Origin of the sequence: Amycolatopsis sp. cg5 (genome assembly GCF_041346955.1) — a bacterium.
Taxonomy (GTDB): domain Bacteria; phylum Actinomycetota; class Actinomycetes; order Mycobacteriales; family Pseudonocardiaceae; genus Amycolatopsis.
In genome coordinates, this window is the sequence record NZ_CP166849.1 from 2,796,411 (window position 1) to 2,821,052 (window position 24,642).

Consider the following 24,642-nt stretch of genomic DNA (forward strand, 5'->3'; position numbering starts at 1 on the left):
CGGTTGGGCACGGAGAGGTTCGGCGAGCTCCTGCGGTTTTACCGGCTGCGGTCTTCGATCACCCAGGAGGAACTGGCCGAGCGGACCGGTCTCAGCTCGCGGGCCATCAGCTACATGGAAGGCGGGCGCGTGCGCACGCCGCACCGCCGGACCGTGGAACTGCTCGCCGAAGGGCTCGAGCTGGCGGGCGACGAAGCGAAGCTGTTCGGCGACGCCGCGCGAGCCGGACAGCGTGCGGTGGCCGAGCAGGCGACGGGTGAGCCGCCCGACTCCGGTGTGACCTGCGTGTTGCCACCCGTCTTGGTGGAACTCACCGGCCGTGACGCCGAGCTGGCCGCGCTGGCCGAGTACGCGGACAAGTGCGTCGCCTCGGCCAAATCGCAGATCGCGGTCATCCATGGTCTGCCGGGCGCGGGCAAGACCGCGCTGGCCATCGAAGCCGCGCATCACCTCAAAGCGCGGTTCGAGCACGGGTGTTTCTTTCTGGACCTGCGTGGCATGGATGCCGATCCGCTGACCCCCGAGCAGGCGATGCGGCGGGTGCTGCACGTGCTGGGCGTGGAGGCGCGCACGGTCCCGACCAATCCCGACGATCTGCGGGCGCTCTACGTTTCGCTGCTGCGCGACCGCACGATGCTGCTCGTCTTCGACAACGCCACCGACGAGGCGCAGGTGCGGCCGCTGCTGGCGGGCACCCACGGCTCGCTGGTGCTGGTGACCAGCCGCAACACCCTGGTCGGCATCGACGTCCGGCACCGGATCGCGCTGGATCGGCTCGACGACGAGAACGCGATCGAGCTACTGGGGCTGGTCGTGGGCGAACACCGCGTCGCCGCCGAGCCGGAGGCGGCGAACCGGCTCGCCGCGCTGTGCGGCGGGGTGCCGCTCGCGCTCATGATCGCGGGCAACCGGCTGGCGAGCCGCGCGCGGTGGACGATCGAGCATCTCGTCGGCCGCCTCGAAGACGAGCGGAGCCGGTTGTCCGTGCTCAGCGCAGGCGATCTCCAGGTCCGTGCCGCCTTCGAGATCTCGTACCACCAGCTCGAACCGGACGCCGCGCGCATGTTCCGGCGGCTCGCGCTGATCTCCGGGTCCGCCATCTCCGTCGACCTGGCCACGGTCGCCTCCGGGCTGCCGGCGGGAACGGCCGAAATGGCGCTGGAGAAGCTCGCGGACGCCAGCCTGCTCGGGGCCGATGGCGCCTTCGGCCGCTACACCTGCCACGACCTGCTGCGCGTCTTCGCTCGCGAACGCCTGGAACTCGCCGAAGACGCCGAGGAAATCGAGGCGGCCCGGCTGCGGCTGCGGCACTGGCTGCTGGAAACCGCCACCAAAGCGGCTGGCTATTTCAGCCACGACGACCGGGAAATGGCAGGCACCGCTCGTGAGACCGGCCCGGCGCACGACCGCCGGTCCGCGGCCGAGTGGCTGGAACTGGAGCAGGGCAACTGGCGTTCCGCACTGCGCGACGCCGCCGCGGAGCACGAGCACCGGCGGGTGCTGGACCTCGCGGCCGCCATGCACTGGTACTCCGACCTGCGCGGCGACGGTGAGCTCTGGCGCGAGGTGTTCGGGGCAGGCGTCGAAGCGGCGCGGGCGCTGGGGGACCGGCGTGCCGAAGCCGACCAGTGCAACTACCTGTCCTGGGCGCTGTACATCCTCTGCGGGCAGCCGGACAAGGCGCTGGAAGCCCATCGCGGCGCGCTCGCGGCCGCGCAGGAGGTCGGCGACCCCACGCTGGAGGCGTGGACCTGGTACTACGGCTCCGCCATCATTTCGAAGCTGAGCGAGCCGGCGGAAGGCGTGCGCTGGAACCGGCGCGCGGTGGCGCTGTTCGAGCAGGCGGGGTACCCGGAAGGCCAGTATCTGGCCATGTCGTTCCTGGGCAAGCAGCTGCACGGGATCGGCGGATTCGACGAGGCCGTCGCGCTGCATCGCCGGTGCGTGGCCTGGTACCGAAGCAATCCCAGCACGCCCGCCAACGACGAGGTGCTGTCCATGGTGCTCACGCGGCTCGCCGAAAGCCTCGCCGCGGTGGGCGACATCCCGTCGGCGCTGGTGCACTTCGACGAGGCCGAGGCGCTGTTCCGCGAGCACGGCGCCACCCAGGGCGTCGCCAGGGTGCAGTCCGAGCGGGGCAAGGCGCTGGTCAAGGCGCACCGGCTCGACGAGGCGGCCGTGCAGCTGCGGTCGGCGTTGCGGCTGCTCGACGGCCACCGCCTGGCGGACGGGCGGATCGAGATACTGGTGCAGCTGGCCGAGATCTGCGACCAGCGCGACGAGCCTGAGCAGGCCCGTACGCATCGGCGGCAGGCGTTGGCGGAATGCGCGCGGTGCGACACACCCGCCGCCAGGGCGGCCGCGGGCAGGCTCGCGACCGAGCTAGGTGTCCCCGATGTCGGATCTGTCGGTTTTCTGGCGAAATAACGGCACTTTTGACTTATTGGGAAAACAATGTTTTGAGTCTGGCGGGAACGATGTTATGGTCAGCGGGCCTGGAATAACATTGTTCTTCAGGCCTTGCCGCGCACCCGGCGGTCGGTGAATGACGTCCAGTGGATGGACACCGGCAGAAGTTGACGAAATTTCGATTCTTCGGGTGTTTCTGCGTCGTCTCGTGACCCGGATGGATGTTCAATGACTCCATCACGGTGACGATAAATGCTTGAAAGCGAATAAGTCTCACATAATGAGTAAGCGCTTTCTGCACCTCTTGACTTCAATAAGAGCCGGTCACGGCAATGCCAACGGCTCAGTTCCGGTTCTGCGATCGCTCGAATGCAGACTTTTCACAGGCGTGACGGAGAGAGTTGGTCGACATGGTGAACCTTGCACCGGCCGAGACCACGGCCACGGCATCCGCGGCGGTCGAACTGCGTGCGCGGCTGTCGCCGGTGGCCGGCATGTTCGGCCCTGTCTCGCGGCCCGTCAGATTGCCGGTACCGGAAGGAATTCCGGAGCTGCCGATCGCCAGCTCTGCCTCCGGTGACCTGCGCTGGGTGCTGCCGGAGGTGGCCGCGTTCGGGCAGCGGACCGGCAGGCCGACCAGCGGCCTCGACGGCGCTGGCGGCGGCTTCGACGGCGATCTCGCCGAGTGGGTCGCCGTGGCCGAGGCGCTGGAACGGTACTGCTCGACCGTGTACAGCCGGGATCAGCTGATCGTCGCGACCGCCGACGAGCTGGGTGACGAAGCGCTCGACCTCTATACCCTGCCCGAGCTTTCGGATCAGGAGCTGGCCGACGAGCGGCAGCGGATCGGCATCCCCCGCAAGGACCGGGCCCGCTCGTGGGTGCGCGGCGTGCGGCTGGCCGACGCGCGGCCGGTGTGGATTCCGGCCGAGCTGGTGTGGCTCTGCTTCGACGAACCAGGTGCCGAACGGCTCGCCACGGCCAACAGCACCGGCTGCGCCGTCCACTCCGACCCGTGGCAGGCGCTGCTCAACGGGCTGCTCGAGGTCATCGAGCGCGACGCCATCTCGATCGCCTGGCGGCAGCGGTTGCCGTTGCCCGAGATCGAGGTCGACGACGCCTCGCCCGAACTCCGGGAACTGCTGGCGCGATTCGACGCCAATCCCGGCGTCTCGATGCGGCTGTTCGACGCGACACTCGATCTCGGTGTTCCGACCGTTTACGCCGTCTATCAGGAGCACCTTTCCCCGCGGCTGCGGCATGTGCTCGGCTGCGGAATCAACCCGTCGGCGGACAAGGCCGCGGCCAACGCGGTTCGCGAAGCCATCAGCTGCAGGCTCGCGCTCGAACACCAAGGCCCCGCGCCCACCGACCCCGGCACTTTCGGCGCCGTCTTCGACGGTGCGCTGTACATGGGCTTACCCGAAAACGCCGAGGGATTCGACTTTCTCGTCGGCCCCGGCCGAACGGGTGGCACCACCGCGTTGTCGAAAATCCGTTCGGCCATTCCGGAAAGCTCCCCGAAGCGGTACCTGACCGAATTGCTCGCCAAGATGCGCAAGTCCGCTTTGGACGTCTTCGCCGTCGACATCGGCTGCGACGAGTCCCGCGAAGTCGGCCTGACCGCGATCAAGGCCATCGTGCCTGGCCTGCAGCCGCTTTCGTTCACCCATAGTGCCCAGTTCCTTGCCACTCCACGTCTTTACGCGGCGCCCGCGGCGTGCGGATATCCGGTCCGCTCGCTCGAAGACCTCAATCCCTGGCCGCAGCCCTTCGCCTGAGCACCGCCGAAAGGAGAATCCCATGCCCGCCTCACCCGAGGTGCTCGTACTGCACGACGAAGGCTTCGGCGCCGCGGTCGCGCAGCGGCTGTACCCGGCGACCACCAAGGCCATCCGGCTCGACGAACTTCCGGCAGCGGAAGACGTGCCCGCCGGTGGCGTGCTGGTGCTCGCACTCGATCTGCCCGCCCCCCGGTTCGAACGCGCCGCGGACCAGCTCGCTCTCGCCCGTGGGACTTTCCTCGTCCCGGTCGTGGCGAGTCACCAGATGGTCCGGATAGGACCGGTTCTCGGGCCGGGGGCGCGGGCCACCATCGACTGCCACTACCGCCGTAGCCTGCAGCACAGCGGAGCCACCGGGCATGCCGAGCTGCAGGCGGCCTACGACGAGGTCGAAACCCGTCGCTCGCAAGGTTTCCTGCCCTCACTGGCGGCCGCCGCGGCGGCTTCGGTCACCGCCGTGATCCGGCGCATCGCCGAAGCCGACCGCTCCGATCTCCAGCAGATCACCTACCTCAGCGGGACCTCGCCCCGCATCGGCCGTCACCGGCTCACCGGCGTGCACGGCAACGCCAGATCCGCTTCGACGGTCTCCGCCGAAGACAGGTCGTGGCAGGCGTTGCTGCCACTGGCCCGCGAGCTCGCGCACGACCTTTCCGAGTTGGACGCCGTCACCGAAGGAGCGCTCAGGTGAGCCCAGCAACGACCACCCCTGACCGCATCGGCGCCGCCCGCATGGGGGCCGCGGTGGCGGGAGATCCGCAGTTCACCCTGCCGACCAGGGCCAGGAAACTGCCGGGTTTGTTCGAGGTGCCGCTGGCGGCGGGTTACGTCGTCGAAGGCGCCGCGAGCAGGCAGGCCTTCTCCGGCAAGGCCAGCGTCACGCTGCTGCCCGATGTTCTCCGGCTGCTGGACGGAAACCGGACGTACGCGGAGATCGGGGAAACGCTCGGCATCCGCGAAGCCGACGTGGTGACCATAGTTTCGCTGCTTTACGTGCGCGGCCTGGTCGAGGAGGGTCTCGACCCCGAGGTGCCGGAGGAGCCGGTGCCGCTGTGGCTGGCCCGCCATATCGACGCGTCGCGAGTGCACCGGAGCGGGCACAAGGCCTGGGAGGAACTGCTTTCCGCCAAGGTCGCCGTGGTGGCCCCCGACGAACTGGCCGCTGAACTGACCGAGCTGCTCGAAGCGAACACGATCACCGTGATTCCCGTTCCGGTCAGCCGGGACGCCCGGCTCGGCGCCGGTGACGTTCCGGAGGAGGCGACGCTCGTCATCGGCCTGACCGACGAGGTCCCGACCCCCGGCTGGCTCTACGACCTCGATCGGGTGGTGAACGAGCGCGGCGGGACCTGGATCAGGGCCGCGGTGCTCGCCGGGCGGCTGGAACTCGGCCCCCGCTTCGATGCCAGGATCGGACTGGAGCTGGCACGCTGGGAACTCGGCGCGCTGGCGGACGAAGACGCCGAAGTCACGACGGACCCGGCCGTCCGGTCCACCGGCCTCGCGATACTGGCGACCGAGATCACCAACGTGGTCTCGCGAACGGGTGGCTCCGAAAACCTCGGCGCGGCACTGCGCATCGACCTCCGCACCGGCGAGACGACCGATCTCGCCGCCGCGCCGGGCCCGATCGCCACGTTCGCGCCGGACGGCAGCCCGTCGCATTCGCTCGCCATCACCTTCGACGAGATGGTCCGCTTCCCGCCGAAGGACCAGGCCGCGCCCAAGGGCCACCTCATGCACTACGTGCCGGCGAACACCGCCAAGCAATACGACCACAAGGTCTATTCGCCTGCCGCGCGCCTGCCACTGCCGCCGGTCACCATCGCCGACCTGGCCGGGCTGGCCACGGCCGAGGCGCCGGTGGAGATCGACAGGCTCGTGCTGGCCGTCCGCACGGCGTTCGGGCTGCAGCCCGGTGGCGCGGACCGCGGCGACCTGCACGTCCACCGGTACCACGCGACGGGCGGGAACCTGGGTTCCCCGCAGGCCTACCTCGCGATCCGTGAGGTTCCCGGGCTGCCGTCGGGCTGGTGGAGCTACGACCCGTTCGCCCACGAGCTGGCCGCGCTGGGGCCGTTCGACGAGAAAAGCGCGCAATGGCTGGAAAAGGCGGCACCCGGAGCGCCTGCGCTGGTCATCAGCGCGGGCGCGCTGAGCCGGGTCGCCGCGAAGTACGGCCCGTTCGCCGCGCGCGTGATCCACATGGACGCCGGGGTGTCGCTGCACGAACTCGGCGAGACCGCCCGCCTGGTCGGCCTGTCCGCACGACGGGTCGGCAACATCCGCCTCGGCGACGTGGCGAGGATGCTCGGGCTCGACCCGGCGAAGGACCCGGTGACCGAGGTCGTCCGCATCGACTCGGCGAGCACCGACTCGGTCGAGACCGGCACGGTACCGGCGTTCGCCACCCCCGACCGCGTCCACAGTGGACTGGACTTCCTGGTCTCCCAGCCGATCGGCTCACGCGACGAGGTGATGGCCGGTCTCATCAGGGAACTGCAGGAGCGCCGGACACCCGCCGCGCTCGGCAGGCTCGGTGGCGCGTCCTGGTCGCCGCAGGACTACGCCGTCGCCTTGACCAACCGGCACGGCGGCCGGTACTACGGGCCCGGCGAGATCGGCGGCGAGGAACTCGCGAACCTGCTTCGCCGGGCGGACCGCGCGGGCAGTCTCGGCTGGAGCGAATCCGGCACCGGCAGGCTCGGCTATCTGATATTGGCGCAGCGAGTCACCGGTCTGGAACCGGGCTTCTACCGGTTCGACCCGGTCAGCGGTTTCAGCCAGGTCGCGCGGCTGCCTGCGGACTACCCGGTCGAACAGATGGTGCTGCAAGCGGAATTCGCGGGCGCGGCCGCGATCGGCGCGGTGGTCGGGCGGACGCCCCAAGCCGTGCACGAACTCGGCGCCCACGGCTATCGCATCCTGCTGGCCAGAGGAACCGCCGCGGTCAACGAGGTCTGGCTCGGCGCGCTCGCCGCGGGCCACGAGGCCTGCGGGTTCGCCGGGCTCATCCCGCACGCGCTGACCGCGCACGGCAGGCTCGACCTTCGCGAAGAAGTTCCGTTGTTCACCTTCTCTCTCGGCACGGCCCAGGATTCGCCGCTCCGCTGAAATGCAGCAAAATGCATTTGATCGCCTGGGGTTGCAGAAAACTGCACGCTTTCTCAGCTGATATTCATTGAATCAAGCTCGACCTGCGCAGATAATCATTGCATCGCTGGAAATCGATTACCAGCGTTCGTGGCGATCGTCACCGGAAGTAAGCGAACCTCAGTGAAACCGGGGAATGAAATGGACCAGAACGAGACGCTGGATCTGTGGGCCGAGGACGGCGACCAGCAGGTCGCGGCCGAATCCTGTTGCGGCGGTTGCCTTACCACGTTCTCGTGCCCGACATCGACCGCGGGCACGATCTCCAGTGCTTGCTGAGCCTGGAGCTCAGGGAAAAGGTTTCTCGAAATGAATGACATGCACGACGTCGCCCTCGATCTGTGGGCGGAAGAGCCCGAAAACCCGCTGGCCGCGAGTTGTACCGGAAGCACCGTTGCGACGCTGCCGGCCACTCTGTCGACCTATGGCTGCGCAGGCGAGTGCTGAGCCTCGGATCCGGCACCAAGAGCCCGGTGCGAAAAAAGTGCCGGAAATCGAACAACGAGAGGAACGCACGATGAACGACAACATCGACATCGCGAAGAGCTCGCTGGACCTGTGGGCTGAGGAGCCGGTGGACTCGGTGGCGGCCGATTGCTGCCTCGGCACCGTGAGCACGGCGAGCACCCCCCTCACCGCCGGTTCCGCCAGCAGCCAGTGCCCCTGAGCAAAACCACACCGAAGAAGTGCCTGAAATCGACCAACGAGAGGAACGCACGATGAACGACAACACTATGGCTCCCGCGGACGCGTTGGAGCTGTGGGCGGAAGAGTCCGTGAACGGCGTGGCGGCGGACTGCTGCGTCGGCTCGGGATCCACGGGCGGCACCGCCAGCTCGCCGATTCTTTCGTTCGGCAGCGCGGGGTGCGCCAGCAGCGAGTGCCCCTGAGCGAGGCCGCACTGGACCGACCGTGCGGGCCCGGCTCAGCTGCCGGGCGAGCACGGACGTGAGACGCCGCTGACCAAGCGGTGCGGGGACCGGTGAGTCCGCGGGCAGGCCAAGTACCCGCGGGCTCACCGGAAGTCATTCGTCAGTCATAGGAGAGGAGAAAGAAAATGGAGAAGTATTTCGCAGAACAGGACCAGAGCCTGGACCTGTGGGCCGAGGAGCCTGAATCCGGTGTGGCCGCCGACAACTGCTGCGCCAGCACGGGAAGCACCGTGGGTACCGCCAGTTCGCCGTTCAGCACCACCAGCACCACCAGCTGCTCCGGCAGCGCTTGCTGACGTGCCTGCCACAACGGCTGGTATCCGAACCTTTCAGTCAACCAAGGAGAAATGATGGAGATCATCGGTACCGATGTCGACCTGCCGCTCGACCTGTGGGCGGAGGAGGCCGACGGTGTCATCGCCGCGGACGGCTGCTGCACGAACTGCGTCGGCAGCGCCGGTTGCGCGGGTTCGGCCAGCACGCCCTTCAGCACGACCAGCACCGGCGGAACAGCCAGCACGGCCAGCACCGGCTGCTGAGTCAGCACCCGGGGACGCCCAACTCCGGCGTCGTCAATCGAAAGAAGAACAATGGAGAACAGAGTGAACGTTGATGTGACTCTCGACCTGTGGGTCGAGGACAACATGGCCACCGTGGCCGCGGACTGCTGCCAGGGCACGGCGAGCACCGCGTCCAGCGCGGGCACGGTCGGCTGCGCGGGTTCCACCGTCTCGACCGGCGGTTGCGCGGGCTGCGGTGGATCGGCCTCGACCAAGTGCTGAGTGCGCTTGATCGCCCTACCCGCTGAACCGGGTGGGTGGCCTCGAACGACCGCGTCCCCACCGGCCACCCACCCATCCCCAATCCCTGCTCGTCCCGAAATCCCTTGGAGGGCCACCATGTCCACCACAATCGAACCGTCCGGACCCGGCACGCGGAGCGCCGAGGAGGCGTCCGTGGTCGTCGGCGCGCGGTGGCCTGCCGGAGACGACGAGCTGAAGCTCAACCCCGGTGTCGAACTGCTCACCGGCGCGGACGGCCGCTCGATGCTGTTCGACGAGGCGAGCGGCAAATACACCTTCGTCAGCAAGGGCGCCTGCCTGCTGGTTCCGCAGCTGACCGCGGGTGTCCGGTACGACAAGCTGCTCGACGAGCTGGCTCGCCGCAGCGGCGCCCCGCTCGACCAGGTCGACAAAGCGTTGCGCCCCATGGTCCACGACCTCGCCAGGCTCGAGTTGCTCGCCGGCGTGGTGGCGGCTTCCGATGGCGTCGCGACCAAGGTCGCCCGCTCCCAGATCAAGATGCCGCACGCGCGGTTGCCCATTTCCACCGAACGGGCCGACCGCGTGTTCGGCGCCATCGCGCGGCTTTTCCGGGGCCGGGTCGGCGGGATGGCGCTCGGCGCGCTCGGCCTGCTCGGCGCCGCCGGGTTCCTGACCGCGGTGCTGACCCTCGTCTTCCATCCGATCGTCCCTGATCTTTCGGCGATCTGGGTGGTGTATCTCGTCATAGTCCCGCAAACGCTGTTGCACGAGACCAGTCATGGCGTGCTGTGCCGCTACTATGCCGTGCCCGCAAGGGAAGTCGGCGTCGCGCTGTGGTTCTACGTGATGCCCATCGGGTACGTGGACCGGTCCGACGCGGTGCGGCTGGAGAAGCGCTGGCCGCGGATCGCGATCCTGCTCGCCGGTCCGGCGTTCGACGGCATCGTGCTCGGCACGACGGCCACGCTGCTGCTGACCGGGGTCGGTGATCCCGGGGTGCTGGGCACGCTGGTGGCGTTCCAGACCGTGATGATGGTGATGAACTTCAACCCGATGCTGCCGACCGACGGGCAGCAGGTGCTGGAGAACGCGCTCGGCAAGCTGAACCTGCGCAGCCGCGCGATGACCTATGTGCTGCACCGGGTGCTGCGCAAGCCGCTGCCCAGCGCACTGCACCGCGTCGGCCGTGGTGACCGGACGTTGTTCTGGGGCTACGGCATCGCCTGCCTCGCCTACATGCTGCTGGTCTTCGGCTTGATCGGCGTGACCCTCTACAAACTCGTCGGTCAGCTCTTCTGACCCTCGCACTAGGAGACGACATGACTCAGCCCAAGCCGCCCATCGCGCGGTCGCGCAAGGCCAAGCCCGCGGTCAAGGCCTTGGTCGTGCTCGTCATCGCGGTCGTCCTCGGCGGTGGCCTTTACCTGCAGCTGCGGAACAATCGCGCCGAGGCCGACGGCTACGGCCCGCCGCGCACGGCCGCCCGGATCAGCGCTCCCGGTGTCGTCACACTCGGCGCGGCGAACGCTCCGCACACCGTGGACGTCTACGAGGATCCGCTGTGCCCGTTCTGCGCGCAGTTCGAGAAGCGGTTCGGCCAGCTGCTGGCCAAGGCGATCGACGAGGGCAAGGCGAAGGTCAACTACCACCTGCTGACCTTTTTGGACGCCAAGTCGAAGACCGGTGACTACTCCACCAGGGCCGCCGCGGCCATGCTGTGCGCCACGAAGGTCACCGGCACCTCGTTCGGCAGGCTGCACGAACACCTGATGGCGCCGGACAACCAGCCGAGCGAGAACGGGTCGACCGACCGCACCAACGACGAGCTGATCCGGTTCGCGTTCGACGCAGGCGCCGGGCCCGATTTCGGGAAGTGCTTGCTGGACGGCACTTTCCAGGCCGAGCTGCGCGACACCACCGCCGCGGTGCGCCCGACCATCCCCGGCACGCCGTCCGTGCGGATCGACGGCAGGCTCGTCGCACCCGGTGACCTCACCGACGGCGACTGGGCGGAGCCGTTGCGGTGAAAGCCAACGAACCGACCTTCGGCAGGAGCTCAGCGATGACTTCGTCTCCCGTCACCCTTCCCGACCGGCTCGCGCCGCTGGTGGACAACGCGCTCGGCCTGGTCGCCGAGCCCGCGTTGCTCCCGTTCCCGCCCGGTTCCGGCGTGATGCCCATCGCGTCCGCCTATCTGGGTGACGGCAGCGCCGCCGTGCCTGCCATCCGCCGGTACGCCCAGTGGTCCCGGTCCAAGCCGGAGCAGATGGACGGCAGCGGCGGCGGTTTCGACGTCGAGCTGGCCAAGGCCGTGGCGGTCGCCGAGGCGCTGGAGCGGTACTGCTCGACCGTGCACGACCCGGCCGACATGCGCTGGGCGACCGCGCTCGAACTCGGTGACGAGGCGCTCGATCTCGACACTTTGCCCCGGCTCTCGGAAGCGGAACTGGCGTTGCCGGGACAGACCTCGCGGCTCGCGGCGAAGGACGTGCCGCGCAACTGGGTGCGTGGTGTCCGGCTGCGCGACGGCAAACCCATGTGGATTCCCGCGCCGCTGGTCTACCTGTTCTACGTCCCGGACGCCGACGAGAACATCGCCAACCCGATCTCGACCGGCTGCGCCGTGCACTCCGACCCGGTCCTGTCGATCGTGAAGGGGCTCGTCGAGGTGATCGAGCGCGACGCGACCGCGCTCACCTGGCATCAGCGGCTCCCGCTGCCGGAGATCGAGGTGGACATCGGCGGTCCTGAGCTGCGCGATCTCATCGCGGCCTACGCGCGCCATTCCTCTGTGGACGTCCGGTTGTTCGACGCGACCACGGACGTGGGTGTGCCGTCGATCTTCGCCGTGCGGGTCGACCGGCGCAGCACCGACGTCCGGCACGTGGCGATCTGCGCCTCGAACATGGACCCGGTGCAGGCCGCGGTGAACGCGGTCCGCGAGGTGCTGTCCTGCCACATCGCCTTCCTGCCCCAGATCGGGAGCACTCCCGAGCGTGCCGAGGACTGCTACCGCACGATGGACGGCGCGTTGTTCACCGCGCACGCCGATCGGGCCGAGGCCTTCGAGTTCCTGTTGTCCGGCAAGGAGAAGCGGCCGCTGTCGGCGCTGCCCACGCCGCCGAACGGCAGCTCGGCGGAGGCGTTGCGCTGGCTGTCCGGACGGCTGACGGCGGTGGGCACCGACGCCTACATCGTGGACCAGACCACGGACGAGGCGGCCGCGGTCGGGATGACCGCGGTCAAGGCGATCGTGCCCGGCCTGCAGCCGATGTCGTTCGTGCGCAAGGCCCAGTACCTGGCGCATCCCCGGCTCTACGCCGCTCCGGCGGCGATGGGCTATCCGGTGCACGACGAAGCCGACCTCAACCCCTGGCCGCAGCCCGTCGCCTGAGACGGGTACGAAGAGAGGACATGCCGTGAGCATTCTCGTGCTGCACGACGCCGATTTCGGCGCGGCGGTCGCCGCCCGGCTGCGCTCGGCGCTGCCCGGCACGGTCACGCGCCGGCTCGACGGCTGGCCCGACCTCACGGCGCTGGACACGCTGATCGCCGCGCACGACCGGGTCGTCTTCGCCTGGAGCCGCCCGGTGCGGCGGCTGGAGTCCGCTGTGGACAGTGCGGTGCTCCGGCACGGCAAGACCTTGCTGCCGATCGTGGCCGAAGCCATGACGGCGCGGGTCGGCCCGCTGCTCGGCCCGAGCAGCACGGCGACCGTCGACTGCTACTACCGCAGGCGGGCCCAGCGCGCGGGCGCGCACGCCGACCTCGGCGTGGTGCACGATCATCTCGACGATCACCCCGTCGGCGAACCGGCCGGGCACCTCGGCGCGACGGTCGCCGTGGTGTGCGGGCTGGCCGGGCGCCTGCTCGGCGAAGACCCGGTTGAGCCCAGGGTGGTGCTGCTGCAGCCGCATCTCGGTGACGCCATGAGTTCGGTGCTGCTCGGTGTGCACGGCAACGCCAGGTCACGGTCTCCCTTCCCCGCCGATCAGCGGACTTTCGCCCGCCTGCGCGGGCTCATCCTCGACACGCTGGAGGCGACGGCATGATCACGACCGTCCAACGCACGACCGCCGCCGACGCGCTGAACGAGGCGGAAGCCGGACCCGGCAACGGTTTTCCCCGCCTGCTGCCCGGCATCTCACTCATCCCGACCCGCACCGGCCTGGTGGTGTTCGGCGCCGCCCAGCCCCAGGTGTTCGGCGGCAAGGCCGCGCACAGCGTCCTGCCCGCCGTGCTGCGCGCGATGGACGGGACTCGGACCACGGCCGCGATCGCCGAGCTGCTCGGACTGCCTCAGGCCACTGTGGACGCCGTGTACGCGCTCGCGCGGTCGCGCAAGCTGCTCGGCCACGGCCGGTTGCCCGACGGCGACACCGAGCGCTGGCTGGCCAAATCCGTTGCCGCGACGGCGAAAGTGCGGCTCACGGACACCGGTGACACTCGGCGGACACGGGTGAGCCTCCTCGGCGATCCGGTGCTCGCCGCCGAGCTGGGCGAGCTGCTCGCGCTCGACGGGGTGCGGGCCACGGCGGGGAACGGGACCAGCGGATCCGGTCTCGTCGTGGTCGTGCTGAACGGCCAGGAGGATCCGGGCGCACTCGCCGCGCTCGACTCCGGGCTGGCCGCGGACGGCGTCCCGTGGCTGCGGGTGCTCGTCCACGAAGGCGGCGCGGAGATCGGGCCGCGGTTCGCGCCGCGGGACGAGCTGCGGTATGCCGCGTGGTGGCCGGTCGGCAGGCGCGTGACCGCGGCCTCCGCCGCACGCGATCGGCAGGCTTCGCTCGGATTCGCCGCACTGGAGATCGTCAATCTGCTCAGCGGCGCAGGCAGGCCGGTGTCCACGGCGGGCGTCGTCGACTTCGACGCGGCGACGGGAGCCTGCCGGCAACGCCCGCGCGCGCCGAGGCCGGGTGACGGCGAATCCGCCTGCCTCGCCATGGACTACGTGGCCGGGAAGTCCACTTCGGACACGCTGACGCCGCAGTTCCTGCTGCCTCCGCCGCCGGACCCGGCGGCGATCGAACCGGTGGACTGCCCCGAGCTGACCCGGCTGCTGGGTGCGGCGTTCCCCGCCGATCTCGACAAGTCGTTGAACGCCTACGTGCTCGGCGCGAACGGCGGCGCGCACCTCTACCGCACGGGTGAGGCCGGGCTCATCGACCTCGGCGGGGTCGCGGACGTGGCGTGGTGGCGCGCCGAGCACGCGGCGGGCGCGTTCGCGGTGATCGCCGTGTCGGCCACCGTGCCCGCGTACACCAACGGGACGACGATCCGGGACGGCCTGCTGCACACCGGCGCCGCCGTGCAGCGCCTGCTCACGGTGGCCGCCGACCTCGGCCTGCGCGCACGCGACGGCGTCGGCGGCACGCTCGGCGACCTCGGCGCCGCGCTCGGTCTGCTGCCGCACGCCGAGACGCTGCTCGAGCTCGTGGTGCTGGACCGGGAGCAGGGAGAACGGCGATGACGCAGGCATACGCACCCGAAAACGCGGCCGGGCTGACGGAGCTGGTCCGCGCCGAGCTGGGCCGCGAACCCTTGCCGGACAGCGCTGGACACTGGCCACAGCCGGGCCTGGGCGGCACTGGGGACGTCGAGCTGATCTCCGGCAGGCTGACCGCCGCGGCGCTGGCGTGGCTGCTGGACGCCGCCGAGCCCGCCTCGGGCATCCTGCGGTTCACCCTCGCGGCCCGCTATGTCGACGGGCTCGCCGTCGGCTGGTACGAGTTCCGCGAGGGCGCGTTCTACGCCGTGGAGTCCGCCGACCCGCTTCCCGTCGATCCGGCGACGGTTTTCGTCGCGAGCGACCGGAAAGCCTTGCGCGAGGGCGGGGTGCATCGTTGGCGGCAAGCGCTGCTGGCGACCGGCGCGGCCGGTGAAGTGGCGCGTTCGCACGCCAGCGTGGCCGGGTACTCGTTCGCGCTCGCGGACAGCTCGACCGCCAACGAGCACGAGCTCTTCGTCCAGGCTTGGACCTTCGCGCCGGACGGCGGCTGCTGATGACCACCGATTCGCTGGCCGCCATGCGTGCGCTCGTGTCCCCGTACGGCCTGGTCGGCCGCACGGGGAACGCGCTGGGCGTGCCGCGGATCCCGGTCGGGGTGAGTTTCCTCGGTGAGCTCGGCGAGATCTTCCCGAGGCTGGCAGGCTGGCAGCGTTCGCTGGCCACGGACGGCAACTTCGACGGCGCCGGCGGGGATCTCGACGTCGACCGCGCCGAGTTGCTCAGTGTCGCGGAATCGCTCGAGCGCTACGCGACCCTCGCCGTGCGGGACGACCTGATGATCACCGCGAGCGCGCAGGAGCTGGGTGAGGAGGCGGTGGCGCCGAGCCAGTGGCCGCGCCCGTCCGAGGCGGAGTTCGCGAGCCCGGGGTTCCCGCTGACCCGCGCGGACGACGGGGCCCGCATCCGCTGGGTCAAGGCCTGGTCGCTCACCAGGGAACGGCCGCGCTACGTGCCCGCCGCGATGGTGTGGCTGCACATGGCGCGCACCAGCGCCGCCGAGTACTTCACGATGGGCAACTCCAGTGGCAGCGCGGCGCACGCGGACTATCCGCGTGCGGTGCTCGGTGGTCTGCTGGAGGTCATCGAGCGCGACTCCCTGATGCTGACCTGGCTGCACCGCCTGCGCCTGCCCAAGCTCGCGGTCTCGGCACCGGACCTGCCGCCGTCGCTGCGCCCGTACGCCGAGCGCAGTCGCGAAGCCGGGCTGGACACGGTGCTCTTCGACGCCACGACGGACTTCGGCGTCCCCGCCTTCTTCGGGCTGCAGCTCGCCGGGAACGACCGGTTCGCGCAGATCGTCGCGACGACCGCGGGGCTGGACCCGGCGGTGTGCACGGCCAAGCTCCATCGGGAGCTGGCGATGCTGCGCACGGCGCTGCGGTCCACCGACGACGCCGACGTGCCGCTCGAAGGTGTGTGCGGTGGCGCCCACGTCAACGGTTCGCTCGGCGCCAGAAGGAACTTCGACTTCCTGCTGGAAGGACCGCGCCCGGTGCGGTCCTTCGCCGAGCTGCCCAGCCCCGGCACCGACGACCCGGCCAGGCAGCTGGAGTGGGTGGTCGACCGGCTGCGTGCCGCGGACGCGGAGGTGCTGGCCGTGGACATCACCCCGATCGAAGCGCGCGCGGCCGGTGCGGTCGTGGTGAAAGTGCTGGTGCCCCAAGCGATCCCGGTCGCGTTCGGCACCCAGGCGCGGCTGCTCGGTACGCCGCGGCTGTTCACGGCGCCCGCCGCGATGAACCACCCGGTCCAGCCCGAGAACCGGCTCAACCGGCTCCCACAGCCGATGGCGTGAGGATCACCATGAACCCTGTCTTCCACACCACCCCCGGCGGCACCGGGCTGTGGGTTTACGGCGACGGTGCTTTCGGCGAGCTGGTGCTCGACGGGCTCGGTGGCGCGGTCCTCGGCAGGGCGCGGCTGCTGGTGTGCGTGACCCAGGGCGCGCGGCCGGCTTTCGCCGAGACGGTCGCGTCGCGAGCGGAGATCGCCAAGCTGCCGTGGCTGCCGCTCGAGCTCGACGGGACGATGTTGCGTTGCGGACCGGTGACGGGCACCGGCGCCGGGCCGTGCCCGGAGTGCACGGGGAGACGCCGTCGTCAGCATTCGCGGCAGGCACGTCTCGCCGGGTTGGTCGCGGACGGCACGGAACCGGCGTTCCTGCCGCAGCACCGCGAACTCGCGATCGCCGTGCTCGGTTCCGTCGTGCGGGCGTTCACCGATCACGGGACGGCGGACGAGATCCACGAGGTCGACCTGGTGCGCGGTGACTTCGCGAAGCATCGGGTGATCCCCGTCCACGGTTGCCCTGTCTGCGATCCGAGGGGGGCGGCCGAGCAGTCGTGGGTGCGGCTGGCGGCCGGTCTGGGCATCCGGGCGGGGGTGCGGCGATGACCGGGCTGCTCCGGCGTCGCCGCGGCCTTTCCTACGCGGTCACCGGCGACGCACTGGTGCTGGGCGGCTCGGTGCCCGCCGCCCGGCTGTACGGCAGGGCGGCGATCACCGCCCTGCCCGCGCTGCTCGGTGTGCTCGACGGCCACGCCGACCGCCGCGAACTCGCGGTGGCGGTCGGCGTCCCGGAGCTCCACGTCGACCTGATGCTCTCGATGCTCGGCAGGCATGGCGCGGTGGAATCCGCCTCGGTCGCCGCCGAGCCGGGCTCCGCGGCGGCGGGCTTCTTCGCCGCGGTGGCCGGGCACCAGGCCGACCTTCGCAGCGGCGAGGAGCTGTTGGCGGCCTGCGACGGCACCACCGTCGAAGTGCTGGGCGACGACGCGTTCGCGGCGAAGCTGCGTGCGGCGGTGGGCACACCCGGCCGGAAAGCGGACCGGACGCTGGTGGTGGGCGCCTCGGCCGACGCGCTGACCGAGCGACGGCGCGCCGGTTCGACGGTGCTGCCGGTGTGGACCGCCGAGGGCGAACTCGCGATCGGGCCGCTCATCCCGCCCGGCGCGGCACCGTGCCCCGGCTGTGTCATCGACGGCCAGGCCACGCCCTTGCCCGAGCGCCACCACGAACTCGCGGTGGCCTTCGTCGCCACCCGGATCCCGGTGCTGGTCACCACCCATCGCGACGACGCCACGCGGTCGCGGACCCAGTTCGTCGGCTTCGAATCCGGCCGTACCCGGTTCGTGGCCACGGCAGGCCGCCCCGGCTGCCCGCACTGCCCGGTGCTCGGACAGGAGGAGTACGCATGACCACGCATCAGGATTTCGCGGCCGCGGCGGCGCCCGCCACGTCCGCCGCGTTCGCGCCGTGGACGCTCGCGCGGGTCGGTGGCCTCCCGGCGAGAACGTGTGACCTGGTCGGTGCTCGGACCGAGGAACTGTTGCGGAGCTTGGAAAAACTGGCCGAGGAGCTGGTCGTGACCGGCTCTTCGCTGGCAGATGCCTGCTACGCGCTCGTGCCGTCGCTCGACGACGACGCCGCACTCCGCCGCAAGACGCTGGCGGTGAAGCGGGCCGCGCACCAGGGTGCCCCGTTGCCCGCCGGTGCAGGTGATCTCGCGGAGCGGTTGCCGTCAGGCGACCTGCTCGCGGACTACCGCAGGCTGAGCGACGAAACCGTTGAGCTGCAAGGGAACCTGGCTTCGTCGGTCGCGGCGGACACCGATCAGGCACGCGCGACGATGGTCGCCTGCCTGGACGACCAGGCGTTCGTCCGCTCAGTCGCGCTCGCCGCGCCGGAATGGGCACGATACGGCTTGGGCAAGGCGAAACAAGGCAAGCTCGACGCCCGCAACCTGCGCACGGTCTACTCCTACGTCACCCGCACCGCCGTGAAGACCAGCCCGTACGCCCGCCTGACGACCGTGGCGCTGCCCGGCATCGTGAGCGACGAGGCCCGCAGCTATCCCGGCGCGGCCTTGGCCCACCTGGCGTTGCGTGTGGTGGCCCGCGACCGCGACCTCGCGCCGCTGCTGCGCTTTCGCGTCGCTCCGCACACGAGTGCCTCGCCCGGCGGTTTCGTGCTGCACAACGAGGCGAGCGGCCAGGCGCACGTCTCGTGGATGGCGAACTCGGTCGGCCACGACACGGCCGCGCCCGCCTGGTTGTTCGGCGCTGTCAACGAACGGGACTACGAGTTCGGTGAGTTGCTCGCGCTGCTGGGCGGCCGCGACCCGTGGGCGAGGTACCTGCGCGTGCTCGACAGCGGCTGGGTGCACCCGGTCGCCTGCCGGCCGGGCACCGGCGACCCGTTGCGCGGGCTCGCCGACGCACTGCCGGCGGTGGCCGACCATCCACTGACCGTCGAGGTCCAGGGGCTGTGCCGGTCGATCGGCGAGCTGACGTCCGCGCCGATCCCGGAACGGACGGCGACGATCGCCGCCGCACGGGAGGCGCAAACGCGGTGGTGCGCCGCGAGCGGCGTCCGGATGTGGACACCCGACCTGGTCTACGAAGACGCCGCGGCCGGGTTCGCCGTGCCGGACCCGCTCGACGCCGAAACGGGACTGGAGCTCAGCGGCTACGCGGCGGCACTGCGGCCGCACCTGTTCCGCAGCCGCCTCTACGACTTCCTGCTCGAAGCGTTCGTTTCCCGGTTCGGCCGCGGTGGCCGCTGCACGGACGTGCTCGGCTTCCTCGCCGCGCTCACCGCCGAAGACCGCGCCGCCGCGCCGATGTCCCAAGCCGCCATGCGGGATCGCGCGGGTGCGGGCACGGCCGCGCGGGCCGCGCTGCCGGTCGGCCGCAGCAGCGCCCCGCCGTCGACCGCCGTGCTCTTCCAGGAAGCGCTGACCGAGCAAGGCCGGCTGCTGGTGGTGAACCAGCTCTGCGACGGCGTCGGCGGGATCGTCAGCAGGTTCACCGGTGTGCTCGGCGACCGCCTGACCGGTGCGCTGGACGACTGGTTTTCCGCGCTGTGGCCGGGAATCTCGCGGTACGAGCTGATCAACAGCCGAGCGTGCACCACGGCCCAGTACATCTCGGCGGGCCGGCTGCCCGCGCTCACCGTGCCCGGCGAGGGCATGCCTGCCGTCGCCGGTGACCTGCCGCTGAGCCGCACCACGCTGGCGCACGACGCCGGCCGGAACGTGCTCGAACTGCTCGGCCCCGACGGCCGCCCGGTCGGGCTGGCCTACCTCGGGCTGATCCCGCCGCACCTGAGCAGCGGGCCGCTCCGGCTGCTGAACGTGCTCGCCAACCCCTGGGTGGCGCCCCAGGAGTTCGGCGACCGGCAGTTCAACGCCGCGCCGTCCGACGGCGCCGAGATCGTGGCGCGGCCACGGAGAACCGTGGGCCGCGTGGTCGTCGAAAGAGCCAATTGGGTGTGCGAAGCGGATCGGCTGCCGTTGCCGGTCGCGGGGGAGAACGAAAGCGAGTCGGTGCTGCGCGCCCATCGGTGGCGTCGCGAGCACGGCATCCCCGCCGAGGTGTTCTGCCGCCGGGTCGACGAGTTCACCGCGAAACCGCTGTGGGTCGACCTCCGCAGCGCGGTCTCGCTCGCTGTCCTGCGGCAGGAGCTGGGCGGTGCGGGGCGCATCAGGGTCACCGAAGCGCTGCCGGGCTTCCGGCAGCACGGTCTGCGCGGGCCGTCCGGCGAGAGCTTGGCCAGCGAGTACGTCGTGGGCCTGCGCTGGCCGCGGCCGGAGGAGGCGGCATGATCGGGCAGGAGTGGTGGTTCGCGCGGCTGTACCCCGGCTCGCCCGCGGCGATGGACACCGTGGCGGCGGGCGCGAGCCGGTGGGCCAAGGCGACCGTGGCCGAGATCGGCGCGCGGTACTGGTACTTCATCCGCTATGTCGACACGAGTGGTGTCCACATCAGACTCCGCATCCAGGCGGACCCGGACGTGCTGGACGAGCTTGGCGGGCGGCTGGAGCCACTGCACGAGCTGGTCGCCACCGCGGGCACCGACGGCGAGAATCGGCGGCTACTGCCCGAGGCGGGGGCCATGGACATCAAGGGCCCGCCCGGTGTCCGGCTCGCCTGCTACGAACCGGAAGTCGACAAGTACGGCAGTGATCATCTCGCCGGCGCCGAAGTCGCGTTCCGGGATTCCAGCGAACTGCTGCTCGACCTCGACGCCACGGCGAAGCCCCAGCCGGGCGCCCGCGCCGGACTCGCCGCCGGGCTGATGCGCGAGGCCGCGTCCGCCGTGCTCACCGAGGCCGAGCAAGCCAGGTTCTGGCCGTTCCACCGCAGCTACTGGGGCGAGCATCTTCGTCAGCTCAGACTGTCCAAACAGGACTTGCGGGCTCGGTTCGACGTCGTCACCGCGGTCGTCGCGGAGCATCCGCCGAACACGGCCGAGGTCGAACTGCTGCGTGACTGGAGCGCTCGGCTGGCATCGGTGATCCACTCGGCGCCACCGCCACGGCGTTCGCAGCTGTTCTTCCACCACTTGCACATGACGATGAACCGGCTGGGCTACCTGCCCGCCGAAGAGGCCATGCTCGGGCTGGCCGTGACCGGCGGAGGCCGACGATGACGACCGAAACCGGACACACGGCACCACCCGCGTGGCTCAGCGCCGAGGCCGCCGAGCTGTACCGCCGGATCGTGCTCGATCCCGGCATACTCGGCGCCGACACGGCGTACACCCGCGGCGACGACCCGAACAAGGCCATCGCCCAGCTCGTCGAAGCCGGGCTCGTCCGGCCGGCGCCCGGCGCGGGCTGGGAGGCGGTCGACCCCGCGCTCGCCGTCGGCACGCTCGTCGGCCGCGCGCAACAGGCACTGGCCGAGCATCTGCTCCAGATCTCCATGCTCGGGCAGAACTTCACCATGCTGCACCGGGTGCACGCGAACCACGACACCGCGCCGGCCACGCTGTTCGAGCCGGTCGCCGACGAACACGCGGCGCGGGCGTTCCTGGCCGACCGGCTGCGCGGTGGCTCGCCAGACCTCGTCGCCTGTTCGGGCGGGCCGGGACCCCAGTTCACCGGCGCCGACGTCGGCGCGCTGCTCACCCCGAACCTGCTCACGCCGGGCGGCAGGGTGAAACTGGTGCTCCCCAGCGGCGCCGCGCACTCGTGGTTCACCGAGGTCGGCGACATCGGGGTGCGGCATTGCGCGCAGGTTCCGCTCACGGCGGTCGCCGTCGGCCAGTCCGCGGGCGCGCTGGCGCTGCCCACCACGGCGGGCCGGGCCCAGCGGTTCCTCGTCTATCAGCATCCGGCCGCGCACGCGCTGGTCACCACACTGCTGGATTCGTTGTGGTCCTTCGCGAAACCGCATCGGCCGGCGCCGACCGGTACCCAGCGCGCGATCGTCAAACTCCTCGCGATCGGCAAGAAGGACGAGAACCTGGCCCGCCAGCTCGGCCTCGGGCTCCGCACCGCGCGCAAGCACATCGCCGACATCCTCAAGACACTCGGCGCGCGCAGCCGATTCGAGGCAGGCGTGCTCGCCGAACGGAACGGCTGGCTGGACGATCAGGTCACCAGGGTCCCCGAGCAGACCGACGGCCGGTGACCGAAACCTGCAGATTCTTTGCAGGCACTGTGACCACAATGACTTCTCACGGTATGACCACCGTCGCGGCGGAAGTGCTGTCCCAGCCGGATCCCGGAGCTTCCCGCGCCATCGAACCCCAGGACTGACACACATGAGTTCTCCTTTGGACACCGACCATACCCCCGGGTACAGCAAGGCACTGAGCGGCCGTCAAGTGCAGATGATCGCCATCGGCGGCGCGATCGGGGTCGGGCTTTTCCTTGGCGCGGGCGGGAAACTGCATCAGGTCGGCCCGTCACTCGTGCTCTCGTACGCCATCTGCGGTGTCGCGGGCTACTTCGTGATGCGCGCGCTGGGCGAGCTCGTGCTGCACCAGCCCAGCTCGGGCAGTTTCGTCACCTACGCCCGTAAGTTCATCGGCCCGTGGGCGGGCTTCGTCTCAGGCTGGATGTATTGGCTCTATTGGGCCACGACCGGGATCGCGGAGATCACGGCGGTCGCGATCTACGTGCACAAGTGGTTGCCGGACGTGCCACAGTGGTTCACCGCGCTGGCGGCGCTCGGCGTGCTGCTCGCGGTGAACCTGCTTTCGGTGAAACTGTTCGGCGAGCTGGAATTCTGGTTCTCGTTGGTGAAGGTGCTGGCGATCGTGGTGTTCCTGGTCGTCGGGCTCGGGCTGGTGTTCACCGGCGCCCACATCGGCGACGCCACGGCGGGCGTGCACAACCTCACCGACCACGGCGGCTTCTTCCCGACCGGGTTCGGGCTGACCCTGATGACGTTGCAGGCGGTCATCTTCGCCTATTCCGGCATCGAACTCGTCGGCATCACGGCGGGGGAGACCCAGGACGCGCGCAAGGTCGTGCCCAAGGCGATCAACAGCGTCGTGTGGCGGATCGCCGTGTTCTACGTCGGCTCGGTGCTGCTGCTGGCGATGCTCGTGCCGTGGCCGTTCTACGGTTCGGGCGAGAGCCCGTTCGTCACGGTGTTCAGCAGGCTCGGCATCCCCGGTGTCGGCGACGTGATGAACGCGGTCGTGCTCACCGCGGCGCTGTCGAGCTGCAACTCCGGGCTGTACTCCACCGGCCGCATCCTGCGCGCACTGGCGGACAAGGGTGAAGCGCCCGCCTTCACCGGCCGGATGAACAAGCACCACGTGCCCTTCGGCGGCATCCTGTTCACCTGCTCGGCCTACGTTTTCGGCGTGGTGCTCAACTACCTGGTGCCCACCGAAGCGTTCGACATCGCCATCGCGATCGCGTCCTTCGGGGTGATGACCACCTGGGCGACGCTCATCTTCTGCCAGCTGCGGCTGCGTCAGGCCGCGCTGCGCGGTGACTTGGAGCGCCCGGCCTTCCGGATGCCGGGAGCGCCGTACACCGGCTGGGCGACACTGGCCTTCCTGGTCCTGATCGTCGTCTTGATGGGCTTCTCCGACGGGGCCGAGAAGATCGCCTTCTACTCGATGCCCGTCGTGGTGGTCGCGCTCGTGGTCGGCTGGCGCCTGGTCAACCGACGCCGGACGCGAACCCCGATCTCGTAGCCGACCAAGGGGTCGTGAGTGGTATGGCCGGTTCTAACCGGTCTAAACACTCACGACCCCTTTTGCTCAGGCGAGCAGGTAGGCGGCGGCGATCCGCGCGACCAGGTTCACGATCTGGCTGTCGGTCACCGTGATGCGGACGCCTTCGCCCGGATAGACCCGCACGAGCACGTTCCGCCGCAGGAAGAACGCGGCCAGTTCCTCGCTGCGGTTCCTCACGGGCAGCCAGACGAAGTTCCCCTGGCTGCGCGGAAGCTGCCAGCCCTGTGCGCGCAGCATCGTGGCGAGCCGGTCGCGCTCGGCCGCGATCTCGCCGCAGCGCTTCTCCACCGCGTGGGTGAACTCGTCGGTCAGCGCGGCCAGCGCGGCCGCCTGGCCGGGGGAGCCGACGGAGAACAACGGCATCATCGTCCGCAGCCTCGCGGTGAGCGCCCGCGGTCCGACGAGGTAGCCGACCCGAAGTCCCGCGAGGCCGTACGCCTTGGAAAACGTGCGCAGCACGCACAGGCCGCCCGCAGGTGATGCCAGGCTCCACGCGTCCTGGAAACCGGGATCGGTGACGAAGTCGCGGTACGCCTCGTCGACCACCACCAGCACGTGCGCGGGGACGGCGGCGAGGAAAGCGGCCAGCCGTGGCCCGTCGAGTGCCGTCCCGGTCGGGTTGTTGGGGTTGCACAGCAGCACCGCCCTGGTGCGGGTGGTGATCGCGGCGGCCATCGCGTCCAGGTCGATACCGTGCTCACGCAAGGGCACGGCGACGCCCATCGCGCCGGCGTGCCCGATCATCGCCGGGTAGTCCTCGAAGGACGGCCACGGGTACACGATCTGGTCGCCGGGGCCGGCGACGGTCATCAGCAGCAGCTGGCACAGCGCCGCTGATCCCGGGCCGACCAGCAGCCGGTCGGCAGGGACGCCGAGCCTGGCCGCGAGCGTGGCGCTGAGCTCGGCCGACCGCGCGTCCGGGTATTCGTTGGCGTGCGCCACCTCCTGCGCCATCGCCACGAGCATCTCCGGCGATGGCGGGTACGGGATGGCGTTGGTCGTCAGATCGTGCGATACCGAACCGGGCACGGCGCCACCTTTCACACTGAACAGCCGACCGACCGATTCTGGGCAGGCGGCCTGCAGAAATCCTGGAGACGGTCCGG

At 70.3% G+C, this 24,642-nt stretch carries 25 protein-coding genes; 23 read left to right on the top strand and 2 right to left on the bottom strand.

Translation table 11 applies throughout. The annotated features are described in order from the left end of the window. The first annotated feature begins 3 nt into the window (after positions 1–3). From AB5J62_RS12825 to AB5J62_RS12860, 8 genes are all read left to right on the top strand, one after another. Complete coding sequence (locus AB5J62_RS12825; RefSeq protein WP_370948433.1) at positions 4–2,427, top strand: NB-ARC domain-containing protein; 2,424 nt, start codon at positions 4–6, stop codon at positions 2,425–2,427. Between the two features lie 392 nt (positions 2,428–2,819). Next, the gene (locus AB5J62_RS12830) at positions 2,820–4,190 is read left to right on the top strand and encodes a YcaO-like family protein (protein ID WP_370948434.1); all 1,371 of its coding nucleotides are present in this window, start codon (positions 2,820–2,822) and stop codon (positions 4,188–4,190) included. Positions 4,191–4,212: 22 nt separating this feature from the next. Further along, a complete protein-coding gene (locus AB5J62_RS12835; RefSeq protein ID WP_370948435.1) occupies positions 4,213–4,884 on the top strand; it encodes a hypothetical protein in 672 nt (223 codons plus the stop codon). Beyond that, a complete protein-coding gene (locus tag AB5J62_RS12840) occupies positions 4,881–7,307 on the top strand; it encodes a hypothetical protein (RefSeq protein WP_370948436.1) in 2,427 nt (808 codons plus the stop codon). The genes AB5J62_RS12835 and AB5J62_RS12840 overlap by 4 nt, the downstream gene beginning before the upstream one ends. Positions 7,308–7,487: 180 nt before the next feature. Continuing rightward, entirely contained in the window at positions 7,488–7,625 is a 138-nt protein-coding gene (locus AB5J62_RS12845; RefSeq protein ID WP_370948437.1) for a hypothetical protein, read from the top strand. 30 nt (positions 7,626–7,655) lie between these two features. Continuing rightward, entirely contained in the window at positions 7,656–7,793 is a 138-nt protein-coding gene (locus AB5J62_RS12850; protein ID WP_370948438.1) for a hypothetical protein, read from the top strand. A 70-nt stretch (positions 7,794–7,863) separates the two neighbouring features. Beyond that, complete coding sequence (locus AB5J62_RS12855; protein ID WP_370948439.1) at positions 7,864–8,013, top strand: hypothetical protein; 150 nt, start codon at positions 7,864–7,866, stop codon at positions 8,011–8,013. Between the two features lie 52 nt (positions 8,014–8,065). Further along, complete coding sequence (locus AB5J62_RS12860) at positions 8,066–8,236, top strand: hypothetical protein (RefSeq protein ID WP_370948440.1); 171 nt, start codon at positions 8,066–8,068, stop codon at positions 8,234–8,236. A gap of 142 nt (positions 8,237–8,378) precedes the next feature. On the opposite strand, the gene AB5J62_RS12865 is transcribed toward AB5J62_RS12860, so the two are convergent. Continuing rightward, positions 8,379–8,639, bottom strand: coding sequence for a hypothetical protein (locus AB5J62_RS12865; protein ID WP_370948441.1), 261 nt, complete (start codon positions 8,637–8,639; stop codon positions 8,379–8,381). Here AB5J62_RS12865 and AB5J62_RS12870 point away from each other — a divergent pair. The 15 genes from AB5J62_RS12870 to AB5J62_RS12940 all read left to right on the top strand — a co-directional run bounded on the left by AB5J62_RS12870 (position 8,629) and on the right by AB5J62_RS12940 (position 23,494). Continuing rightward, positions 8,629–8,817, top strand: coding sequence for a hypothetical protein (locus AB5J62_RS12870; RefSeq protein WP_370948442.1), 189 nt, complete (start codon positions 8,629–8,631; stop codon positions 8,815–8,817). The genes AB5J62_RS12865 and AB5J62_RS12870 overlap by 11 nt on opposite strands. 63 nt (positions 8,818–8,880) lie before the next feature. After that, a complete protein-coding gene (locus AB5J62_RS12875) occupies positions 8,881–9,060 on the top strand; it encodes a hypothetical protein (RefSeq protein ID WP_370948443.1) in 180 nt (59 codons plus the stop codon). Between the two features lie 117 nt (positions 9,061–9,177). Next, positions 9,178–10,341, top strand: a complete 1,164-nt coding sequence (locus AB5J62_RS12880; protein WP_370948444.1) for a hypothetical protein — start codon at positions 9,178–9,180, stop codon at positions 10,339–10,341. Between the two features lie 20 nt (positions 10,342–10,361). Then, on the top strand, positions 10,362–11,069 hold the full coding sequence (locus tag AB5J62_RS12885; RefSeq protein WP_370948445.1) for a DsbA family protein: 708 nt from the start codon (positions 10,362–10,364) through the stop codon (positions 11,067–11,069). Between the two features lie 35 nt (positions 11,070–11,104). Beyond that, on the top strand, positions 11,105–12,436 hold the full coding sequence (locus AB5J62_RS12890) for a YcaO-like family protein (RefSeq protein ID WP_370948446.1): 1,332 nt from the start codon (positions 11,105–11,107) through the stop codon (positions 12,434–12,436). Between the two features lie 25 nt (positions 12,437–12,461). Beyond that, complete coding sequence (locus AB5J62_RS12895; RefSeq protein ID WP_370948447.1) at positions 12,462–13,094, top strand: hypothetical protein; 633 nt, start codon at positions 12,462–12,464, stop codon at positions 13,092–13,094. Then, complete coding sequence (locus AB5J62_RS12900) at positions 13,091–14,512, top strand: hypothetical protein (protein WP_370948448.1); 1,422 nt, start codon at positions 13,091–13,093, stop codon at positions 14,510–14,512. Before AB5J62_RS12895 ends, AB5J62_RS12900 begins: the two co-directional genes overlap by 4 nt. Then, positions 14,509–15,045, top strand: a complete 537-nt coding sequence (locus AB5J62_RS12905; RefSeq protein ID WP_370948449.1) for a hypothetical protein — start codon at positions 14,509–14,511, stop codon at positions 15,043–15,045. Before AB5J62_RS12900 ends, AB5J62_RS12905 begins: the two co-directional genes overlap by 4 nt. After that, entirely contained in the window at positions 15,045–16,346 is a 1,302-nt protein-coding gene (locus AB5J62_RS12910) for a YcaO-like family protein (RefSeq protein WP_370948450.1), read from the top strand. Before AB5J62_RS12905 ends, AB5J62_RS12910 begins: the two co-directional genes overlap by 1 nt. Before the next feature lie 8 nt (positions 16,347–16,354). Further along, positions 16,355–16,945, top strand: a complete 591-nt coding sequence (locus AB5J62_RS12915; RefSeq protein WP_370948451.1) for a TOMM precursor leader peptide-binding protein — start codon at positions 16,355–16,357, stop codon at positions 16,943–16,945. Next, complete coding sequence (locus tag AB5J62_RS12920; protein ID WP_370948452.1) at positions 16,942–17,748, top strand: hypothetical protein; 807 nt, start codon at positions 16,942–16,944, stop codon at positions 17,746–17,748. Before AB5J62_RS12915 ends, AB5J62_RS12920 begins: the two co-directional genes overlap by 4 nt. Then, positions 17,745–20,156: a hypothetical protein gene (locus AB5J62_RS12925; protein ID WP_370948453.1), complete on the top strand. Its 2,412-nt coding sequence runs from the start codon at positions 17,745–17,747 to the stop codon at positions 20,154–20,156. The genes AB5J62_RS12920 and AB5J62_RS12925 overlap by 4 nt, the downstream gene beginning before the upstream one ends. Then, entirely contained in the window at positions 20,153–20,983 is an 831-nt protein-coding gene (locus AB5J62_RS12930; RefSeq protein WP_370948454.1) for a thiopeptide-type bacteriocin biosynthesis protein, read from the top strand. Before AB5J62_RS12925 ends, AB5J62_RS12930 begins: the two co-directional genes overlap by 4 nt. Then, entirely contained in the window at positions 20,980–21,969 is a 990-nt protein-coding gene (locus AB5J62_RS12935) for a response regulator transcription factor (RefSeq protein WP_370948455.1), read from the top strand. The genes AB5J62_RS12930 and AB5J62_RS12935 overlap by 4 nt, the downstream gene beginning before the upstream one ends. Before the next feature lie 133 nt (positions 21,970–22,102). Next, the gene (locus AB5J62_RS12940) at positions 22,103–23,494 is read left to right on the top strand and encodes an amino acid permease (protein WP_370948456.1); all 1,392 of its coding nucleotides are present in this window, start codon (positions 22,103–22,105) and stop codon (positions 23,492–23,494) included. A 66-nt stretch (positions 23,495–23,560) separates the two neighbouring features. Here AB5J62_RS12940 and AB5J62_RS12945 read toward each other — a convergent pair whose 3' ends face one another. Then, positions 23,561–24,565 (bottom strand): aminotransferase class I/II-fold pyridoxal phosphate-dependent enzyme, encoded by a 1,005-nt coding sequence (locus AB5J62_RS12945; RefSeq protein WP_370948457.1) that lies wholly within the window; start codon positions 24,563–24,565, stop codon positions 23,561–23,563. Between the last annotated feature and the right edge of the window lie 77 nt (positions 24,566–24,642).